This is a genomic window from Mesorhizobium sp. M0037 (genome assembly GCF_040323635.1).
Taxonomy (GTDB): domain Bacteria; phylum Pseudomonadota; class Alphaproteobacteria; order Rhizobiales; family Rhizobiaceae; genus Mesorhizobium.
Map to the genome: position 1 here is coordinate 71798 of NZ_JAMYVB010000021.1, position 14679 is coordinate 86476.

At 63.5% G+C, this 14679-nt stretch carries 12 protein-coding genes; 7 read left to right on the forward strand and 5 right to left on the reverse strand.

Translation table 11 applies throughout. From position 1 onward, the window contains the following. Positions 1–9 precede the first annotated feature (9 nt). The 5 genes from NKJ78_RS26050 (at position 10) to NKJ78_RS26070 (ending at position 5333) form a co-directional block, all read left to right on the forward strand. Positions 10–1506, forward strand: coding sequence for a sugar ABC transporter ATP-binding protein (locus NKJ78_RS26050; protein ID WP_352460448.1), 1497 nt, complete (start codon positions 10–12; stop codon positions 1504–1506). Further along, on the forward strand, positions 1503–2495 hold the full coding sequence (locus tag NKJ78_RS26055; RefSeq protein ID WP_023738261.1) for an ABC transporter permease subunit: 993 nt from the start codon (positions 1503–1505) through the stop codon (positions 2493–2495). Before NKJ78_RS26050 ends, NKJ78_RS26055 begins: the two co-directional genes overlap by 4 nt. A gap of 76 nt (positions 2496–2571) precedes the next feature. After that, a complete protein-coding gene (locus tag NKJ78_RS26060; RefSeq protein ID WP_023670567.1) occupies positions 2572–3510 on the forward strand; it encodes an ABC transporter substrate-binding protein in 939 nt (312 codons plus the stop codon). A 65-nt stretch (positions 3511–3575) separates the two neighbouring features. Beyond that, complete coding sequence (locus NKJ78_RS26065) at positions 3576–4469, forward strand: sugar phosphate isomerase/epimerase family protein (RefSeq protein ID WP_352460440.1); 894 nt, start codon at positions 3576–3578, stop codon at positions 4467–4469. Between the two features lie 621 nt (positions 4470–5090). Then, complete coding sequence (locus tag NKJ78_RS26070) at positions 5091–5333, forward strand: DUF768 domain-containing protein (RefSeq protein ID WP_023670565.1); 243 nt, start codon at positions 5091–5093, stop codon at positions 5331–5333. 33 nt (positions 5334–5366) lie between these two features. On the opposite strand, the gene NKJ78_RS26075 is transcribed toward NKJ78_RS26070, so the two are convergent. Both NKJ78_RS26075 and xseA read right to left on the reverse strand, forming a co-directional pair. Continuing rightward, entirely contained in the window at positions 5367–6485 is a 1119-nt protein-coding gene (locus NKJ78_RS26075) for a DmpA family aminopeptidase (RefSeq protein WP_352460441.1), read from the reverse strand. 8 nt (positions 6486–6493) lie between these two features. Beyond that, positions 6494–8170, reverse strand: a complete 1677-nt coding sequence (xseA, locus tag NKJ78_RS26080) for an exodeoxyribonuclease VII large subunit (RefSeq protein WP_352460442.1) — start codon at positions 8168–8170, stop codon at positions 6494–6496. Positions 8171–8261: 91 nt separating this feature from the next. Between xseA and NKJ78_RS26085 the strand changes: the two genes are divergently transcribed. Next, a complete protein-coding gene (locus NKJ78_RS26085; protein ID WP_352562728.1) occupies positions 8262–10460 on the forward strand; it encodes a bifunctional diguanylate cyclase/phosphodiesterase in 2199 nt (732 codons plus the stop codon). Positions 10461–10466: 6 nt separating this feature from the next. On the opposite strand, the gene NKJ78_RS26090 is transcribed toward NKJ78_RS26085, so the two are convergent. After that, on the reverse strand, positions 10467–11423 hold the full coding sequence (locus NKJ78_RS26090) for a LysR substrate-binding domain-containing protein (protein WP_023670561.1): 957 nt from the start codon (positions 11421–11423) through the stop codon (positions 10467–10469). A 178-nt stretch (positions 11424–11601) separates the two neighbouring features. Between NKJ78_RS26090 and NKJ78_RS26095 the strand changes: the two genes are divergently transcribed. Next, the gene (locus NKJ78_RS26095) at positions 11602–11892 is read left to right on the forward strand and encodes a DUF1127 domain-containing protein (RefSeq protein WP_023670560.1); all 291 of its coding nucleotides are present in this window, start codon (positions 11602–11604) and stop codon (positions 11890–11892) included. A 233-nt stretch (positions 11893–12125) separates the two neighbouring features. On the opposite strand, the gene NKJ78_RS26100 is transcribed toward NKJ78_RS26095, so the two are convergent. Together NKJ78_RS26100 and NKJ78_RS26105 are read right to left on the reverse strand one after the other, a co-directional pair. Continuing rightward, positions 12126–13187: a DUF937 domain-containing protein gene (locus tag NKJ78_RS26100; protein ID WP_023710135.1), complete on the reverse strand. Its 1062-nt coding sequence runs from the start codon at positions 13185–13187 to the stop codon at positions 12126–12128. A gap of 90 nt (positions 13188–13277) precedes the next feature. Then, entirely contained in the window at positions 13278–14651 is a 1374-nt protein-coding gene (locus tag NKJ78_RS26105; RefSeq protein ID WP_023670558.1) for a glutamate--cysteine ligase, read from the reverse strand. Positions 14652–14679 lie beyond the last annotated feature (28 nt).

Consider the following 14679-nt stretch of genomic DNA (forward strand, 5'->3'; position numbering starts at 1 on the left):
GTGCTGGAAATGCGGCACATCTCGAAGACGTTCGGGCCAGTCCGCGCCTTGCAGGACGTGTCGCTGACCGTCCATGCCGGCGAAGTCCATGCGCTGATGGGTGAAAACGGTGCCGGCAAGTCAACTTTGATGAAGGTGCTGTCCGGCGCCTATCGGCCTGATGCCGGCGGCGAGATACTGATTGACGGCGTGCCGGTCGCCACCGGCGACCCGATCAAGGCGCGGGCTCACGGCATTGCGGTTATCTATCAGGAACTGTCGCTGGCGCCCAACCTGACGGTCGCGCAGAACATCTTCCTCGGCAATGAGCCGAGGCGCTTCGGCATCGTCGACCGCGACCAATGCTACCGGCGCAGCAATGAGATCATCAAGCGTCTCGGCGTGTCCTTCTCCGCACGGGCCCACGTTTCCAGCCTGTCGCTCGGCGAGCGTCAGCTGGTCGAAATCGCCCGCGCGCTTTCGACCAGCGCGCGCATCATTGTCATGGACGAGCCAACCACCTCGCTGACCTCGCGCGAGACCGACCGTCTGTTCGAGGTCATCGCGACGCTGAAGTCGCAAGGCATCGCCATCATCTACATCAGCCACCGCATGGAAGAGGTCTACCAGTTGGCCGACCGTGTCAGCGTGCTGCGCGACAGCGGCTATGTCGGCACACTCGAGCGCGCCGAGCTGAACGCCTCGCGTCTCGTCTCGATGATGGTTGGCCGCGACCTGTCGGCTTTTTACAGGAAGGATCATCGCCCGCCGGACAGCAAGCGCGCGGTCGCCTTGTCGGTGCGCGGCATGGCAGACGGCAATCTCCTGAAGAACTGCTCCTTCGAACTGTACAAGGGCGAGGTGCTGGCTCTGGCTGGCCTTGTCGGCTCGGGCCGCACCGAAATCGCGCGACTGATCTTCGGTGCCGACAGACGCATCGCCGGCACGCTGGAACTCGACGGCAAGCCAGTAACCATCGGCTCGCCAAGCGAGGCACTGAATGCCGGCATCGCCTATCTCACCGAAGACCGCAAGGAACTCGGCCTGTTTCTCGATATGTCGATATCCGACAACATCAGCATGGGCGTGCTGGCTAGGGATGCGCGGCCCGGCGGCTTGCGCGATTTCAAAGCCGCCGAGAGACGTGCTGCCACGGCCGTTTCGGATCTCTCCATCCGCACCAGGTCGGTACAGGCTAATGCGGGTTCGCTGTCGGGCGGCAACCAGCAGAAAGTGTTGCTTGCCCGCCTGCTCGAGACCGAGCCGCAAGTGGTCATCCTGGATGAACCGACGCGCGGCGTCGATGTCGGAGCGAAGTCGGAAATCTACCGGCTGATCGACAACCTCGCCAAAAAGGGCATCGCCATCCTGATGATCTCCAGCGAACTGCCGGAGGTGATCGGCGTTGCCGACCGCGTGCTGGTAATGCGCGACGGCACGATTGCCGGCGAGGTTACGGCGTCCAAAGACCAGCCGCTGCGCCAGGAAGCAATCATGGAACTTGCAACGGGAGCGGCTAAGGGATGACCGACAAGGCGACCGAGATCAGTGGCCAGGTTGTCGGCAGGAGCCGGCGGTTGCGCACCGCCTTCGCCGCCCTTGGTATGCTGCCGATCCTGATCCTGCTGGCGGTCGGCTTTCAGTTGATGAACGCGCGCTTCTTCACCCAGACCAATTTGCTGATCGTCATGCAGCAATCGTCGATCAACATTGTGCTGGCAGCGGGCATGACCTTCGTCATCCTGACCGGCGGGATCGACCTGTCCGTCGGCTCGATACTTGCCGCCTCGGCGATGGTGGCGGTGATGGTGTCGCTGGTGCCTGATTGGGGACTGCTGGGCGTGCCGGCGGCCATTCTCGTCGGCCTCGGCTTCGGCGTCATCAACGGGCTGCTGATCGCCTATATCAGACTGCCGCCCTTCATCGTCACGCTGGGGTCGCTGACCGCTGTGCGCGGCGTCGCCCGCCTGCTCGGCCAGGACACCACGGTGTTCAACTCGGACCTGCCGTTCGACTTCATCGGCAACGGTACGCTGTTCGGCGTTCCCTGGCTGGTCATCATCGCCTTGTCGGTCGTGGTGCTGTCCTGGCTGGTGCTCAAGCGCACCGTGCTCGGCACCTGGATCTATGCCGTTGGCGGCAATGCCGAAGCGGCGCGGCTGACCGGCATCAAGGTGCCGCTGGTGCTGCTCTTTGTCTATGGCGTTTCCGGCCTGCTGGCCGGCCTTGGCGGCGCCATGTCAGCGGCCCGGCTCTATGCGGCCAACGGGCTGCAGCTCGGCCAGTCCTACGAGTTGGATGCCATCGCCGCGGTCATTCTCGGCGGCACCAGCTTCGTCGGCGGCGTCGGCTCGATCTGGGGCACGCTGATCGGCGGCCTGATCATAGCGGTGCTCTCCAATGGGCTTATCTTGGCCGGTGTCTCGGACATCTGGCAGTACATCATCAAGGGATTGGTCATCATCGTGGCAGTCGCCCTCGACCGCTACAGGCTCCAGGCAGGAGCGAGAACGTGATTGACCTTGGTCGCCGGCGTAAACGACCGGTTTGTGTAACGCACCGTGAGAGGCGCGGGGCAATTGGAGGAAAGCAATGAAGACCATCGCTAAACTGCTCTGCGGCGTCGCACTCGCGGCTGCCGCCATCGCGCCCGCATCGGCCAAGGACCTCAACAAGGTCGGCATCTCGGTCGGCCTGCTCGGCAACCCCTTCTTCGTCGCCACCATCAAGGGCATCGAGGACGCGGCCAAGAAGATCAACCCGAAGGTCGAGGTAACCTCAGTGTCGGCCGACTACGACCTCAACAAGCAGGTCTCTCAGGTCGATTCCTTCATCGCCGCCGGAGTCGACGTGATCATGCTCAATGCGGTCGATGCCAAGGCGATCGGCCCGGCGGTGAAGAAGGCGCAAGCAGCGGGCATCGTCGTTGCCGCCTTCGACGTCTCGGCGCCAGGCGCCGACGTCACCGTCATGACCAACAACGTCAAGGCCGGCGAAGAGGCCTGCCAGTATCTGGTCGACCACACCGGCGGCAAGGGCGACTACGTTATCCTCAACGGCCCGGCGTCGTCGTCGATCCTGGAGCGGGTGAAGGGCTGCAAGGACGTCCTTGCAAAACACCCCGACATCAAGATCCTCTCCGACGATCAGAATGCCGAAGGCTCGCGCGACGGCGGCCTGAAGGTCTTTCAGTCGCTGCTGACCCGCTTCGACAAGATCGATGCGGTGTTTGCCATCAACGATCCGACGGCGATCGGCGCCCAGCTTGCGGCCAAGCAGCTCAATCGCTCGGAGTTCATCTTCACCGCAGTGGATGGAGCGCCCGACATCGAGAAGGAACTCGCTTCCGGCACCTCGATGATCAAGGCCTCGGCTTCGCAGGATCCCTACGTGATGGCTGGCCAGTCGCTGACGATGGCGGCTGAGCTGCTTGCCGGCAAGAAGCCGGCGGAGCCGACCGTGCTGCTCGACCCGAAGCTGATCACGGCCGAGAACCTGAAAGACTACAAGGGCTGGACCGCAGCCCGCTAAGCCTCCCAAGGCCGATGCGGCCGGGGCAACCCGGCCGCATCTCAATTCAGAAACGGGAGACGATCATGTCGCGCATCGGTATTCATTCCTTCGTCTGGTCGGCGAGTTCGGCGCAAGGCGACCTCGAACGGACGCTGGCCAACACCAAGGAGGCCGGTTTCGACCTGATCGAGTTCTCCTATCTTGACCCCGCCAATGTCGACGTTGGCGGGTTGGCCAGGCGCATCGCCGACCTCAAGCTCGGCGTCGCGATCAGCATCGGCCTGCCGGCCGACGGCGACATTTCGAGTGCCGACAAGGCGGTTGCCGCGCGCGGCGTCGAGATCCTCAACGAGACGATCGCGCTTACCCGCGATCTCGGCGGCCAGAAGGTTGGCGGCATCCTCAGCACCAGCCATGGCTTGCAGACGCAGGCGCCGACGCGCGATCAGTGGAACCGCAGCGCGGGGACACTTGCGAAGGTTGCGGAGACGGCCAAGTCCGCCGGAGTCGCGCTCAATCTGGAGATCGTCAATCGCTTCGAAAGCAATCTGCTCAACACCGCTTCACAAGGCCTGGCCTTCATCGCGGATACCGGCTCCGACAACATCTTCCTGCATCTCGATACCTTCCACATGAACATCGAGGAGGCCGATGTCGGACTGGCTATCCGCCATGCCGCTGACAAGATCGGTTATGTCCATATCGGCGAGAGCCATCGCGGTTTCCTCGGCACCGGCAATATCGACTTTGCCGCCATCTTCGATGCGCTGACCGCAATCGGCTATAGGGACGACCTCAGCTTTGAATCCTTCTCGTCGAAGATCGTCGACGAGAACCTCTCACGGAAGACCGCGATCTGGCGCAATCTGTGGGCCGACAATATGGAACTGGCCCGGCATGCGCGCGCCTTCATCTCAATCGGGCTGGAGACGGCGCAGCGCAAGGCAGAGCTTGTCGCATCGAGACATCGTCCTTAGCAGGAGCGCGCTGCCAAAGCGCCAATGTTGTCGTTCATCCGGCCCGCGCGTTACGTGCAAGGAATCGACGTCGGAGGCGCTGAGTGTGGCGGAGGCAGTCGAGCGGGGTGACGCTGACGAGAGCTTTCTGATTTTGGCTCACGAAACGCAATAAAATCAACATCTTCATACGCCCTCCGGGGCCATCCGATTTCCATACTGGACGGGGATGAGGTTTGACACAGCGCGGCGGAAAGAAGCAGGATGGCTGATAGAGTCGACATCGCATAATGATGTCACTATATAGCGGCGGCTTCGACCGTGTAGCTGTGGCGGTGTACCACGAAGCAGCAGAAAATGTGTTACGCGTTGTGATCCCTATTGTGATACAAATCGGCCGTCGACAGCAGGAAAAGATCGTAAGAACAACAGCATAGAGCCGAAGCCGATCCCGGCCAACGTACCACTCTATCAAACAATCAGAACGTGCTCATTGAACCCTTCCCTTCATTCGGCTCTTCGGACCTCCGACAAGATCAACTTGCCGGGCGAAGCCGACTCGGTTCGAATGGCAGCATGCATCCTTTACCGGGTGCGGACGTTTACGGTTACCAACCGGCATAGCCGCCAGGGAAAAGCAGTATGAGTGAACATGCAATCGAGTTCTTGCGCGGATGGATCGGTGAAAAGGTCCACTGCCAGCACTCGCCGGTAAAGATCGAGAAGCAGGCCGAGACCCTCGCCAAGGAGTGCGCGGCGAAGGCCGCTGAGGTCGGCATTCCGCTGGAAGATATCCAGGAAGAAGTCGGCGACATCCAGGAACTGATCGCATCGCGGCTCGAAGAGGCGGCCGAGGCCGACCAGAGCAACGCGGCCAAGCCGTGACGCAACAGGCCTGGCGCCGCCAGGCCTTGTCCTCTATCCAAATCGATCTTTCAGCCAGGCCTTCGGCAGCGCCGGCACGAAATTGCCGTCGCGTCCGCTCATATCCTCATTGGCGACCATTGCATTGAGGATCGCCTCCTCTACGCCTTGCGCCACCGCATCGAAGAACGGATCGATATCGACGTCCGGGATGTAAGCGACGTTTGCGGTTCGTCCCGATGGTGCAAGTGCTGCTTGCGGATTGGCGGTGGTGAAGGCCAGAAAAATGTCGCCCGAACTGTGGTAGCCGAAGCCGCCTGTCATGGCGATGCCGAGCGGCACGCGCTTTGCCAGCCGCTTCATCTGGTGCGGCAGAAATGGCGCATCGGTGGCGACGATGGCGATGATCGAGCCCTTTTCGGCACGCGGCGTGCCTTCGCGCATCGCCGGCTCTACCAGATCGGGCCCGACGCGGGCGCCGCGCAGTGTGAAATTGCGCCGCTTGCCGAAATTCGCCTGCACGAATACGCCGACCGTATGCCTGATGCCCTGCCACTCGACGATGCGCGATGCCGTGCCCGAGCCGGCCTTGAAGCCAAAGGCAATCATTCCGGTGCCGCCGCCGACACTGCCTTCCTCGATCGCTCCACCGGCGGCACCGTCGAGCGCGGCTTCGACATGTTCGAAGCCGACGTGATGACCGTTGATGTCGTTGAGGAAACCATCATAGGTCTCCGCCGCAACCGGCAGGCCCCAGCCGCTGTCGAGCGCCGCCGGCAGCACGCGTTGCATCCAGCGCAGCGTGCCGTCGCGGGTAACGCCGCAGGAATGCGTGTTGGTGATCGTGACGGGCAGGTTGAAGGCGCCGACTTCCTCGATAATGTGCGACCCCGTCAACTCGCCATTGCCGTTCTGGCTGAAGACACCGGCAAACACCGGCGTGGCGAGCTCAGCCAACGGCCGCGGCAGGATGGCGGTGACGCCGGTGCGCACCGGCCCCGTGCCAACCTCGAGCAGACCCTCGCCGGAAATCCGCGTCGCATAGCCGACCGATACTCCGGGCACATCGGTGATGGCGTTGAAGCCGCCCGGCGTGCCCTCGAAGGCAATGCCGAAAGCACGCGCGCGCGGCTTGCCGGCCGGCGTTTGAAGATGCGGGTCGTGTCCGGTCATGCCGTCCTCTAAAAAAGCGAGCCCTGACTGCCCGGTTCTTTCGGTTTGCTGGCCGCCGGCTTTGCGGCGGCAGGTTTGCTGGCGGGCGGCGTGGCCGCTGGTTTGGCAACGGCCTCCAGCCGCTCGGCGTCGCCAGTCGCGATTGCATTTACCATGCCGTCGGCGAACTCCAGCTGCAGGCCAGCGCCCGGCGCCACATCAACTGCCAGTTTGATCACCGCGCCCTCGGCATCCTTGACCAGCGCGAAGCCGCGGGCCAGCACAGCCTTGTGCGACAGCGTCGCCATCAGCCTCTCGGATTGGACGATGCGGCCGCGCAGTCGCTCCAGCCTGAGCAGTACCGCTTGCGTGCCGCGTCTCGTCAAAGCTGTCAGAAGATCCCTCTGCACGGTTTGCCGCCGTGCCGTTGGCTCGATCGTAATGCGGCCTTGCAGCAAAGCCAGTTGCTGCCTGTGCCGTTGCAGGGATGCTTTCGCACATTTTGGCAACTGATCCGCCGCACGATTCAACTCCGCGCGCCGGGCTCTCGCCAATGCGCGCAGCGCCCCCTGGGCGCGCAAAAGGTTGCGGTCGTTGGTGCGTCGCGCCTCGGCAATCCGCCGCGACAGCGTTGCCGGAGTGAGCTTCACGGCGAAGAACCGAGCTTGCTTTCTTTCGGTGGAGACCATCAGCCCCCGGCTAAGCCGGCTGGCCGCCTCGTCCAGCCGCCGTCGCGGCAGCGCCAGCAACTGGTCGGGCGAGGGCAGCGCGCGGGCGGCCGCACGCGAGGCCTGCCGCTTGCGTTCGAAATTGCGCAAGGTGGCTGCTTTGAGCCGTGCGCCAAGACTGGCTAGTGTCGCTTCGAGGTCCGCTTTCACCGGTACCGCGATCTCCGCCGCACCTGTCGGCGTGGGTGCCCGCATGTCGGCGACGAGATCGATCAAGGTCCAGTCGGTCTCGTGCCCGACGGCCGAAATCACCGGGATGCGCGAGGCGGCGACGGCGCGCGCCAGCCCTTCATCGTTGAACCCCCAGAGGTCCTCGAGGCTGCCGCCGCCGCGCGCCACGATCAGAAGGTCGGGCGGCACGATCGCTCCATCCCAGGCCAGCGCGTTGAAGCCGTTGACGGCCGCCGTCACTTCCGCCCCCGCCGTCTCGCCCTGCACTCTTACCGGCCAGACCAGCACATGCAGCGGAAAGCGGTCCTTGATGCGATGGATGATGTCACGGATCACCGATCCGGTCGGCGAGGTGACGACGCCGATGGTGCGCGGCATGAACGGCAGCCGCCGCTTGCGGCCGGCATCGAAAAGTCCTTCGGCCTGCAGTCGCCGCTTGCGCTCTTCCAAAAGCGCCATCAGCGCCCCGGCGCCGGCGGGTTCTAGATTGTCGATGACGATCTGGTAGTTGGATTTGCCGGGATAGGTGGTGAGTTTGCCGGTGGCGATCACCTCCATCCCCTCTTCGGGGCGGAATTTCAGCCGGCTCATCGTGCCTTTCCAGACCACGGCATCGAGCCGCGCGCGGTCGTCCTTCAGCGTGAAATAGGCATGGCCGGAAGAGTGCGGCCCGCGATAGCCGGAAATTTCGCCGCGCACCCGCACATGGCCGAAGACATCCTCGACCGTGCGCTTCAGCGCGCCGGAAATCTCGCTCACCGTGTATTCGGTGGCATTGGTTCGTGATTCGGATTCTGCGTCGCTCATCGGCCGATTGAGCGGCTGTTGTCGCTCCGCGTCAAGATTCCATAACTTGATCTTAAGCCTGGCCTGATTGACTCTGGGCCAAGGAGGACGCATGAGCGCCCGCAAACAACGCAGCCCGTTGACGTTCCAGGTCACCCTGACGGTGCTGACGCTTGCCGTTTTTGCACTGGCCATCGTTGTCGGCTTCGGCCTTTACGCCACCATGCAGGCCGACCGGGTCTCGCTCGAGCGGCAGAAGGTTTTCCTTGCCAACGGCCTGCAGGACCAGATCGCCGCGGCAAAGCGCGAGCAGGAAAGCGTCGCCGTCTGGGATGATTCCGTTATAAACGCCAAGGCCGGCAACCAGACCTGGATGGCCGAGAATCTCAGCGTCTGGATGTCCTCGTATTACGGCCACAACCGGGTCTATGTGCTGGACGACGCCAACCGGCCGGTCCACGCCATGCGCGAAGGGAAGGTCGTGTCGCCTGCCGTCTTTGGCGAGGACGAACCCGCTTTGCGGCCGACAATCGCCAGGTTGCGCCAGATGATGAGCAAGGACGCAAGCCAGGCCGGCGCAAAATTCGTTGCCGACGATCTGGTCTCGCTTGGCGGTCAGCCTGCCATACTCAGCGTCATGCCTCTGGTGCCGAGTTCGGATCGCGTCACCCAGGCACCCGGCAGCGAATATCTGCATGTCTCCATAGAGTTCGTCAACGACGCGGTGATCGGCAAGATTGCCCAGAAATATCTGCTGGCGGGGGCGCATCTCCTGCCGATGGCTCAGCCGCTTGGCTCGGCTGCCATTCCGCTTATCGACAAACAGGGTGTCATCCTCGGCTATATTGCCTGGGACCAGGAACGGCCCGGCCTGACGCTGGTCGGCAAGGCAAGCCCGGCCCTGGCTCTGGCCGCGCTGGTCGCGGCGAGCGTGCTGGCCTTTCTGCTCCGGCGTCTGCGCCGTGCGTCATCGGCGCTGCAGACCAGCCAGGCCCAGGCGCAATATCTCGCCTTTCACGACACCCTCACCGGCCTGCCCAACCGGGCACTGTTCGAGGACAGGCTGCGGCGTGCCTTGCTTACCTCCGGCAATGAAAGCAAGGTCGCGCTGCTTTATCTCGATCTAGATCGCTTCAAGCATGTCAACGACACGCTTGGTCACCCGGCAGGCGACGAACTCGTGCGCCAGACGGCGGCCAGGCTTCAGCATACGGTTCGCGACGTCGACACGGTGGCAAGACTGGGTGGCGACGAATTCGCGGTGATCCTGATCGATGTCCGCGACGTCAGGAACGCAGAGGATATTTCCGAGAGGGTGCTGCAGAAACTGCAGGAGCCGTTCAAACTGATGGACGATCAGGTCTTTATCAGCGCCAGCATCGGCATAGCCTTGTCGACAGGCCCTGATGCCGATGCAGACGATCTGCTGCGCAAGGCCGACATCGCGCTCTACGAAGCCAAGAAGAACGGCCGTGGCCGCTACCAGGTCTTCGCCGGCGACATGGACGACCTTTTGCTGCGCAAGCGCAAGGTCGAGAGCGAGCTGCGCAGCGCGCTGAACGGCGGCACCGGTATCAAGCTCGCCTACCAGCCGGTCTTTGCCAGCGACGGCAAGACCATTGTCGGCGCCGAGGCGCTGATCCGCTGGGCGCATGAGGTCCATGGCGCATTGCCGGCGGCGCAGTTCATCGCCATCGCCGAGGAACGCGGCATGATCGGGCAGCTCGGCGCATGGGCCCTGCTGGAAGCCTGCCGCTTCGCCGTGAAGACCAAACTGCCGTGGCTCGCCGTCAATGTCTCGCCGCTGCAATTGCGCGACGCCGGCTTTGCCGAAGAGGTTGCCTCGATCCTCGCCGAAACGGGACTGGCGCCGAAGCGCCTGCAGCTCGAGATCACCGAAAACGTTCTCCTGGAAAACAACGACACCACCAGAGCGGCTCTGGCAGCCTTGCGCCAGTCGGGCGTCGGCATTGTGCTCGACGATTTCGGCACCGGCTATTCGTCGCTGAGCTATCTGCGCCGCCATGCCATCGACAAGCTCAAGATCGACCGCTCCTTCGTGCGGCTTCTCGACGGCGACGGCAATTCGGGCGCCATCGTCAAGGCGCTGATCGATCTCGCCGGCGCGCTCAAGGTCGAGGTCACCGCCGAGGGCGTAGAGACCGAGGTGCAAAAGGCGCTGCTGGTCGCCATGGGCTGCCAGCAGCTGCAGGGCTACCTCTTGTCGCCGCCGCTGGAGCCGGCGCAATTGGTGGCGCTGCCCGGCCTGTCGTCGGCCAACGCAACGACGGAGGCGGCAGCGTCGGCCTGATCGTTCCTACCAGCCAGGCAGGATCTGGTTCGGCTTGCTCCGCTTCATCTTGGCGAAGGCGAGCGAGGCGAAATCGAAGCTTCCCGTTTCTTCGCCGAGCGGCACGGAAATATTGTCGAGGCTTTCCGAGATGTGCCGGGCCAGCGCGTCGACGATTTCGGGACGCGAGGTCTGGCCGCGCATGATGCCGATGCGGCAGTCGGGTAGGGCGCCAAAACCGTCGGCCTCGCCCAGCACTCGCATGCCGGGCCGCAGCGCGCATTCCGGCAGCACCGAGATCGCCAGCCCCGACAGCACCGCAGCGGTAATGACGGTCGCCGAGAAGCTGGTGAACAGGATTCGATAGTCGCGGCTTTGCCGGTCGAGCACATCGACGGCGGCGCGCCGCCAGATGCAGTTCGGCCGGCCGAAGGCCATCGGCAGCACTTCCTGTTCGTGCGTGGCATGGTTGGCCGAGGTCACCCATAGCAGCGGCTCGCGCCGCACCACTTCCGACTGGCCGCGCGTATCGTTGTGCGTCACCAGCGCAAGATCGAGATTGCCGCGCTTGATATGCTCGACCAAGCCTGGCGTAGGCTCGCAGATGACGGTCAGTTCGACGCGCGGGTTTGACCGTGTGAAGCGCGCCATGATCTCGGGCAGGAACCGGTCGGCATAGTCGTCGGGGGTGCCGATGCGGATGGTGCCTTCGAGCCGCTGGTCATCGAAGGCGGCCAGCGTTTCGCGGTTGAGATAGAGCAGGCGGCGCGCGTAGGAGAGCAGCTTGTCGCCTTCCTCGGTCAGCCTGTTGGTGCGGCCGTCCTTTTCGAACAGCGGCTTGCCGATCCGCTCTTCCAGCCGGCGCATCTGCATCGACACCGCCGATTGCGTGCGCAGCACTTCCTCGGCCGCGCGGGTAAAGCTGCCGGTATCGGCAATCGAGATGAAGGTCTGCAACTGGTCGAGATCGAGTGGCGCTTTCATCGGTCCAATCCATCACTAGCGTTGATGCTAAAGATTAGAAACATTCGTTGGATTAATCAATCGGTGCGTGGCAAATTCACATTGTCCACATGAAGGCATGTGAATCGAGACCGGAACGGCCGCTGTCCCCAGCGCCGATCGCCTGGTCTTGTCCAGTTCGAGTCTGAAGGAGACCGACATGACCACGTTTGATTTCGCCACCGAGACCTCGCGCATAACCTCGCGTCCGGCCGTTGCGACGCGCGTGGCCAACACCCTTCTCAATGCCTACCAGGCCTGGAAAAATCGCCGGGCCTTCTATCGCCTCGGCGAGATGTCGGACGCCGAACTCGCCGATATCGGCCTGACGCGCGCGGATCTCCATGTCGCCATCGATGTGCCGTTCGGCGCCGATCCGACCGTGAAGCTGCGTGCGATTGCGAGCGATCGTGCCGATACGATCGAAGATCTCGCCCGCCAGATAGCGTGATATCGGGCGCATTGTTTCGGTTGCCGTGAACCTTTCTCAGGCTCGCTGCGACCAACGAGTATAGCAGGCTCCCCACTCCCTGCCGGTTCCCCGCCGGCCAGCCTGCACACTGGCCCGGTCCTCCTCCAGGACCGGGCTTTTCTTTTAAAGCTCCGTCGTCATCGTGCGGTCTGCGCCGCGTCGCTTCGTTCCTTGCTCCGAAGCCGCGAAGGTCAGCGCCCAACTACCGCCAACTACCGCCGGTCCATGTCCCGCTTGAACTGGTCGAAGATCGTTTCCACGCCCTTCTGATAGTCGTCGCGCTGCTGGGCGCCCGTCTCGAACATCTTGCCGAAAATATCGTCGAACGGATTGCGTGGCCTGCCGCTCGGATTGGCCTGCGGTTGCGGCGCCTGGCGCTCCTGCGGTGCCTGTCGCGGCTGGGGTGCTTGCGGCTGCTGCGGCGCCGGCTGCCCACCGGGCAGGCCGAAGCCGCCACCACCGCCTTGCCGCATCATCTCTTCAAAAATCTTGCCCAGCGGGTTGTCGCCGTAAGGGCTCTGCGTCTGTTGCGGCTGTGTTGGCTGCTGCGGCCGGCCCTGCGGTTGCTGTGCCGCGCCACCGCCGAACATATCCTGCAGCACCTTGCCCAGCGGATTGTCGCCATAGGGGTTGGGCGCCTGTTGCGGCTGGCTTTGCGGCTGTTGGGCGCCGCCGCCGAACATGTCCTGCAGCACTTTGCCCAGCGGGTTCTCACCGTAAGGATTGGGTGCTGGCTGCGGCGCAGGCTGTGCCCCGCCGCCCGCCTGCCGCATCATCTGTTCGATGATCTCGCCGAGCGGATTGCTGCCGCCGCCGAAGCCACCGGCGGCCTGCATCTGACCCCCGGTCAACTGGTTTGTCGTCTGCTTGAACAATCCGCCCATCACCATCGAAGCGATGGCCGGCAGCATCTGCTGCAGGATCTGCTGGCTGACGCCGGTCGCCTGCGCGGCCTGGCTGGCCACCGCGCGCGACAGCTCCTTCGAGCCGAACAGATGACCCAGAATGCCATTGCCCTCATTGACGCCTTGCGGTGAGAACGCCCTGGTCGCGTCCTCGAAGTATTTGGCGTGCTGGCCGCTCGCCATCGCCGTCATGAAGGCGCCGAGCCCATAGGGATCGGCGGTGTTGCGTTGCAGCCCTTGCGAGAAGGCCGGCAGCAGAGCGGCGACAGCCGCCTGCGTCTGCTGCATGGAAAGCCCGTACTGCTGGGCAAGCGCCTGCATGCCGTTGCCGTTCTGCGCCTGCGCCAATATGTCGAACAAGGTAGGCATCGGTTTCTCCTCCCGGAAATCCTCGAGGGAGAACCTAGTTCGTTTCGATGTTCGATTGAAGCGGCTTTTGCCGCTGCTCAAGGCGCGACGCTAATACGCATATTCCATGAACACCGGCTCGATCGAGCCGCCCCAGCGCGTGTGGTAGGCCGACAGCATTTCCTCGGCACTGGTGGTACCGCGCGCCACGACTTCGTCCAGCGTGTTGAGGAACGAGGTCTCGTCATAGCCGTCGCGGTTCTTCCTGCCGCGATTTTTCAGCCCAAGGCGCGAAATGGTCATTACATCGCGGCCGATCTCACGCAGCGTCGTGTTGCGGAACGGCGCGGAAATGCCTTGTTCCGGCACCGCATTGCGCATCGCCAGCGTTTCTTCATAGGTCCAGCTCGAAGTCAGCGCCTCGGCGGCGTCGAGCGCGGCCTCGTCATAGAGCAGCCCGACCCAGAAGGCCGGCAGCGCGCAGATGCGGCGCCACGGCCCGCCATCGGCGCCGCGCATTTCGAGGAAGCGCTTCAGCCTGACGTCAGGGAACAGGGTCGACAGATGGTTCGCCCAGTCGCCCATGGTGGGCAGTCCGTCCGGTACTTCATTGCGGGCAACGCCGGCCATGAACTGGCGGAAGGTGATGTGCGTCATGTCGTGATAGTGGCCGTCGCGGATGACGAAATACATCGGCACGTCGAGCGCCCATTCGACATAGTCGGCAAAGCCGAACTCGGGCGAGAAGCAGAATTCGAGCAGGCCCGAGCGTTGGTTGTCGGTGTCGCGCCAGATGTCGCCGCGCCAGCTCTGCAGCCCGTTCGGCCGGCTGTCGGTGAAGGGCGAGTTGGCAAACAGCGCCGTCGACAGTGGCTGCAGCTTCAGCGACACCTGCATCTTGCGGCGCATGTCGGCTTCGCTTTCGAAGTCGAGGTTCACCTGGATGGTGCAGGTGCGATACATCATGTCGAGCCCCTTGGTGCCGACCTTGGGCATGTAGCGGGTCATGATTTCGTACCGCGATTTCGGCATTTTCGGCGTCTCGGCGAGCGACCATTTCGGACTGCCGCCGAGGCCGAGAAAGCGGATGCCCATCGGCTCGGCGATCTCGCGTACCTGCGCCAGATGCGCATTGCCCTCCCGGCAGGTCTGGTGGATCGTTTCCAGCGGCGCGCCGGACAGCTCGAACTGGCCGCCAGGCTCCAGCGAGATCGCGCCCTGTCCGGTCGGCTCGACCAGGCCGATGATGCGGCCGTCATCGATGATCGGGTCCCAGCCGAGCTTTTGCTGCATGCCTTCGAGGATGGCGCGGATGCCGCGCTCGCCGCCATAGGGCACCGGCGCGTTCCCGTCGACATAGAAGGGGAACTTCTCGTGCTCGGTCCCGATGCGCCACTTGTCGCGCGGCTTGTTGCCTTCGGCCAGATGCTCGACCAGTTCGTCGATGCCTTCGATTGGCCGGAAATCTGTTGTGTCGCGCGCCATGGGGCCCCCTCTGCGGCTCTCGGAGCCC